Origin of the sequence: Desulfuromonas sp. TF (genome assembly GCF_000472285.1) — a bacterium.
GTDB lineage: Bacteria > Desulfobacterota > Desulfuromonadia > Desulfuromonadales > ATBO01 > ATBO01.
Genome location: NZ_KI421415.1, coordinates 1 through 5,392, shown reverse-complemented (window position 1 = coordinate 5,392; position 5,392 = coordinate 1). Strand labels below are relative to the sequence as shown.

2 protein-coding genes are annotated in these 5,392 nt (G+C 65.9%); both read right to left on the bottom strand.

Features of this window, described 5'->3' with window-relative positions; genetic code table 11:
- The coding region (gene uvrA / locus DTF_RS22100; RefSeq protein ID WP_226989191.1) for an excinuclease ABC subunit UvrA at window positions 1-4,433 on the bottom strand (4,433 nt) is incomplete at its 3' end.
- Window positions 4,430-4,801, bottom strand: coding sequence for a sirohydrochlorin chelatase (locus DTF_RS0105790; protein WP_027714561.1), 372 nt, complete (start codon window positions 4,799-4,801; stop codon window positions 4,430-4,432). The genes uvrA and DTF_RS0105790, both read right to left, overlap by 4 nt.
- Window positions 4,802-5,392: the final 591 nt, after the last annotated feature.

Sequence of the window (5,392 nt, the reverse complement as noted above, 5' to 3'; positions counted from 1 at the left end):
ATGCAGTCCGATCGTCGGCTCGTCCAGGATGTAGCAGACGCCGCGCAGGTTGGAGCCGAGCTGGGCCGCCAGGCGCAGATCGTCTCCTCGTCGTGTTCGACGACGATGATGGTGTTTCCCTTTCCCTCGAGCTTGCGCAGGGTATCGAGGAGCATCCGGTTGTCCCGGGGATGCAGTCCGATCGTCGGCTCGTCCAGGATGTAGCAGACGCCGCGCAGGTTGGAGCCGAGCTGGGCCGCCAGGCGCAGGCGTTGGGCCTCCCCGCCGGAGAGGGTGGGGGCGGCGCGGTCGAGGGAGAGGTAGCTGAGTCCCACCTCCTGCAGGAAGGCGAGGCGTGAGCGCAGTTCGGGGAGGAGGTCGCGGGCGATGGCGGCATCGCGCCCCGAGAGCTTCAGCTCCGCCAGCCCCTTCGCCGCCGCCTCGACGGAAAAAGCCGCCCAGTCCGCGATGGAGAGCCCTGCAAAGCGCACGCTCAGGGCTTCCGGCCGCAGCCGCCGTCCCCGGCAGTCGGGACAGACCGTCTCTTCCCCTGCCCACCATTCGTTCCACCAGATCTCGTCTCCGGTCTGCTCGGCGTCGAAGTCGGGGATGAGCAGGCCGGTGCCGAAGCAGGTCTCGCACCAGCCGTGTTTGGAGTTGAAGGAGAAGAGACGCGGATCGGGCTCCGGGAAACTGCGTCCGCACCCCGGGCAGGCCCGGTGCGTGGAAAGGATGCGGGGGGAGGTTTCCCCCTCCGGCAGGACCTGCACCACCCCCTTGCCGTAATCAAGGGCGCGGTCGAGGAGCTCGCGCATTTCACTTTCGCTCTCCGGTTCGATCAGGACTTCGCCGACCGGCAGCTCGATGTGGTGCTCGCGGTAGCGGTCGAGGCGGGGCCAGGGGGAGGTGGGGAGCCATTGCCCGTCGACCCGAAGCAGGGGAAAACCCCTGCCGGAGGCCCATTTGGCCAGAACGGTGTACACCCCTTTTCGGGCCGTCACCAGCGGGGCGAGGAGGGTCGCCTTGCGGCCGCGATACCCCTTCAGGAGGTTCGCAGCGATCGCCTCGGGGGTCTGCTCCTCGATGGGCAGCTCGCACTCGGGACAGAAGGGGGCGCCGAGCTTGACGAAGAGGAGGCGCAGGAAATGATAGAGCTCGGTCATGGTGGCGACGGTGCTCTTGCGGCCGCCCCGGCTGGTGCGCTGCTCGATGGCCACCGTCGGCGGGATGCCGAAGATGGCGTCGACGTCGGGGCGGGAGGCGGGCTGGACAAATTGCCGGGCGTAGGCGTTGAGGGATTCGAGGTACCGGCGCTGCCCCTCGTTGAAGATTATGTCGAAGGCGACGGTGCTCTTTCCGCTGCCGGAGACGCCGGTGACCACGGTGAAGCGGTCGCGGGGAATGTCGATGTCCACCCCCTTGAGGTTGTGCTCCCGGGCGTTGTGGACGGCAATAGACTTACCCCCCCTCCCTTGAGGGAGAGGGTTGGGGTGAGGGGGACTCCCTGGAGAGTGAGGGCCGGGGTGGGGGAGTGCGGGGGGCAAGGAGATTGACTGTGAATATTCCCTCAGAGCCACCCCGGTGTGGCTCGTTTCGCAACTCATCACCTCTTCGGGCGGACCGGTGCAGACGATCTCCCCGCCCGCGTCCCCCCCTTCCGGGCCGAGATCGATGATCCAGTCGGCGGCGCCGATGACGTCGAGGTTGTGCTCGATCACCACCAGGGAATGTCCCTCGGCCAGCAGGCGGCGAAAGGCGGTAAGGAGAGTGGCGATGTCGGAGAAGTGCAGTCCCGTCGTCGGCTCGTCGAACAGGAACAGGGACGCTGGACGAGGGATGCGGGACGAGGATTTTTTCTTTTCCGCCAGATGACCGGCGAGCTTGAGGCGCTGGGCCTCGCCGCCGGAGAGGGTGGGGACGGGCTGGCCGAGGCGCAGGTAGTCGAGGCCGACCGCCGCCAGCGGCTCCAGGGCCCGCAGCACCTCGGGGCGGGAGGCGAAGAAGGCCAGGGCTTCGGCCACGGTCAGTTCCAGCACCTCGGCGATCGATTTTCTCTCTCCCCCTTCCGGGGCGAGCTTCACCTCCAGCACTTCGGGGCGAAAGCGGCTTCCGTCGCAGTCGGGACAGCGCAGATAGACGTCGGAGAGGAACTGCATCTCCACGTGCTCGAAGCCGCTGCCGTTGCAGGTGGGGCAGCGCCCCGTTCCGGCGTTAAAGCTGAAGGTTCCGGCGGTGTAGCCGCGGGACCGGGCGAGGGGTTCGGCCGCGAAGAGATTGCGGATGGCGTCGAAGGCTCCCACGTAGCTGGCCGGGTTGGAGCGCGCCGTTCGGCCGACGGGGGACTGGTCCACCAGCACCACCTCGCGGATCAGCTCGTGCCCGCGGACCTCCCGATGCGCCCCCGGCGCCTCCAGCGGTTCCCCCTTGAGCTTGCGCAGGGCGTGGTAGAGGATGTCCTGCACCAGGGTGCTCTTCCCCGAACCGGAGACGCCGGTGATGCACACCAGGCGGTTCAGGGGGATGGCCACGTCCACTCCTTTGAGATTGTGGGCCGATGCGCCGAGGATCTCCAGGTGTGAATCGGCCCTCCCGTTCGTCTGGATCGGTTGGAAGCTCTCCATCACCTGGCGCTTGCCGGTGAGGTATTGGGCGGTGAGGGAGCCGCTTCCCGCAAGGAGGTCCGGAGTGCCGAAGAAGACGACCTCGCCGCCGCGCTCGCCGGGGCCGGGACCGAGGTCGAGGATCCGGTCGGCGGCGAGCATGATCTGCGGATCGTGCTCCACCACCAGCAGGGAGTTGCCTGCGTCGCGCAGGCGGTGCAGCACCTCGACCACCCGTCCGATGTCCCGGGGGTGCAGCCCGATGGAGGGTTCATCGAGGACGAAGAGGGTGTTGACCAGAGAGGTCCCCAGCGCCGTGGTCAGGTTGATGCGCTGGACCTCGCCGCCGGAGAGGGTGCGGGACTGGCGATCGAGGGTGAGGTAGCCAAGCCCCACCTCCAGCAGAAAGCGAAGACGCGAGCGGATGCCGTCCAGAAGGAGTTCCGTCGCTTTATCCAGGGGGGCCGGCAGGTGCAGCCCGGCGAAAAAGGATGTGGCCCGTTCGATGGGAAGAAGCATCACGTCATGGATGTTCAGCCCCGGCAGGACGGCGAAATCCGCCTTGGACATCGTCGCCTCCGCTGGCCGGAATCGGCTCTGCGGTGCAAGCACCCGGTCGGCATCCTCCTTTGTCCCCACGCGCCAGAGCAGGGCTTCCGGGATCAGCCGTGCGCCGTGGCATGCCGGGCAGGCATCGTAGGCCCGATAGCGGGAGAGGAGGACCCGGATGTGCATCTTGTAGCTCTTGCTCTCCAGCCAGGCAAAGAAGCGCTCCACTCCGTACCACACCCCCGCATCCCAGGAGCCTTCCCCCTCGATCACCCAGCGCCGCTGCTCCTCGTCGAGCCTGCGCCAGGGGACGTCGATGGGGATGCCGCGCTTCCTGGCGAAGGTGATCAGGTCGTCCTGGCATTCGCGGTAGCTCTCCGTCTGCCAGGGCTTGACCGCCCCTTCGGCGAGGGTCTTTTCCGGATCGGGGACGATCAGACCGTAGTCGACGCCGATGACGCGGCCGAAGCCCCGGCATTCGGTGCAGGCGCCGACGGGGGAGTTGAAGGAAAAGAGGCTGGGAACGGGATCGCGGTAGTGCAGGTCGCAGTCGGGGCAGTGCAGGTCGGCGGAGAAGCGCCAGGGGGGCAGGGGCCGATCCTCGCCATCCAGGGGATGGACGTCGGCGCGGCCGTGGCCGTAGCGCATGGCGGCCTCCAGGTCCTCCACCAGCCTTCCCCGGCAGGACGGCTCAAGGCGCAGGCGGTCCTGGATCACCTCCATCATCCCTTCCTCTTCCCGGTGGATGCGGGTGTACCCCTGGCGGGTCAGGAGCTCTTTGATTTCATCGGCGGAAAAGGTTTCCGGGACGGTGACGGGAAAGGTGACCAGAACCCGTGGGCGCTCCTCACCGGCGAGGGCCAGCAGCTTCCCGGCGATGCTCTCCGGTGTGTCGCGCCACACCTCCCGGCCGCACCCCCGGCAGAAGAGGCGGGTGGCCCGGGCGAAGAGGAGCTTCAGGTGGTCGTTGAGCTCGGTCATGGTGCCGACGGTGGAGCGGGAGGTGCGCACCGGGTTGGTCTGGTCGATGGCGATGGCGGGAGGGATGCCGTCGATGCGCTCGACCTGCGGCTTGTCCATGCGGTCCAGGAACTGGCGGGCGTAGGGGGAGAAGGTCTCCACATAGCGGCGCTGCCCTTCGGCGTAGACGGTGTCGAAGGCCAGCGAACTTTTTCCCGAGCCGGAGACTCCGGTGACCACCATCAGTTCGCCGAGCGGCAACTGCAGGTCGAAGCCCTTGAGGTTGTTCTGGCGGGCTCCTTTGATGTCGATAATGTCGTCCGACTTCACATGCGGTGCTTTCAAAGGAGCGATTCCCTGGCGATCTCCTGCAGGGCCGCCCTCACACGAGGATGTTCTCCCACGGCGGGGAGGATCTCCACCGTCAGCTCAGGGAAGTTCTTCCGGAGAGTGTCCGCCTGGGCGGGGATGTCCCGCTCGACGTGGGCGCCGGCGGCCATGAACAGGGGGAGGAGGCGCAAAACAGTGAAGCCCTCCTGCCGCGCCTGCCGGGCGGCGTCCGCCAGGGTGGGGGGGGAGAATTCCATATAGGCCAGCTTTACCCGGCTGCCGCCCTGTTCGCGCCCGACCGCCTCGGCGAGCGTCTGGAAGGGCGCCCGCCAGCGGGGATCGGGGCTGCCGTGGGCGAGGAGGATGAGGCAGATATTTGTCATTTGCGAATGCCTTTTGCTGGTGGATTCGGGGATGATTGTCTTCTTCTGTGATTTTAGCAGGGATGGGGGGAGACTTGAAACGGTTTTAGGTTTGAAAACCCGAGCCTTTGAAAATCAAATCAAATTCGCCGGTCCCGGCCGGCAGCCGGGTTCCTTTCTTTGCTGGTCCAAAGAAAGGAACCAAAGAAAGGACCAGCCACTGGCGTGGAGCATGCGGTTGCCAATATGTTGCTTATCAACTACAGCTCCGTAAGTGACGACGCAGCGTTTATTCTTCACCGGTGCTAGACGGAAACCTCGCGCAATGGGTCTCCTGCATCAGGGTCCGCACCGGCAGTGCAGTCCCCGTTTTGAGTGAAAACCCCGCATACGAGGGGGGCCGGAAGAGAATCGGGCCCCGCTTTCGATGCCACGAAGCGCCTAGGCTGTTTCCCGGAGCCTCAGGCATTCAGAGGTAGAACTATTTGCGACCGAAGTGCTCCACGCCAGTGGCCGCAGTTTTCTTTGCTTCCTTGTTAAGTGCCATAACATCGTGGACTAAAAAATGTGCCACGACATCGTGGACAAAAGTTCTCTGACAATCGAATAGCC

Coding starts and splice junctions, on each gene's coding strand:
- DTF_RS0105790 (WP_027714561.1), bottom strand. CDS start 4,801: ATGACAAATATCTGCCTCATCCTCCTCGCCCACGGCAGCCCCGATCCC.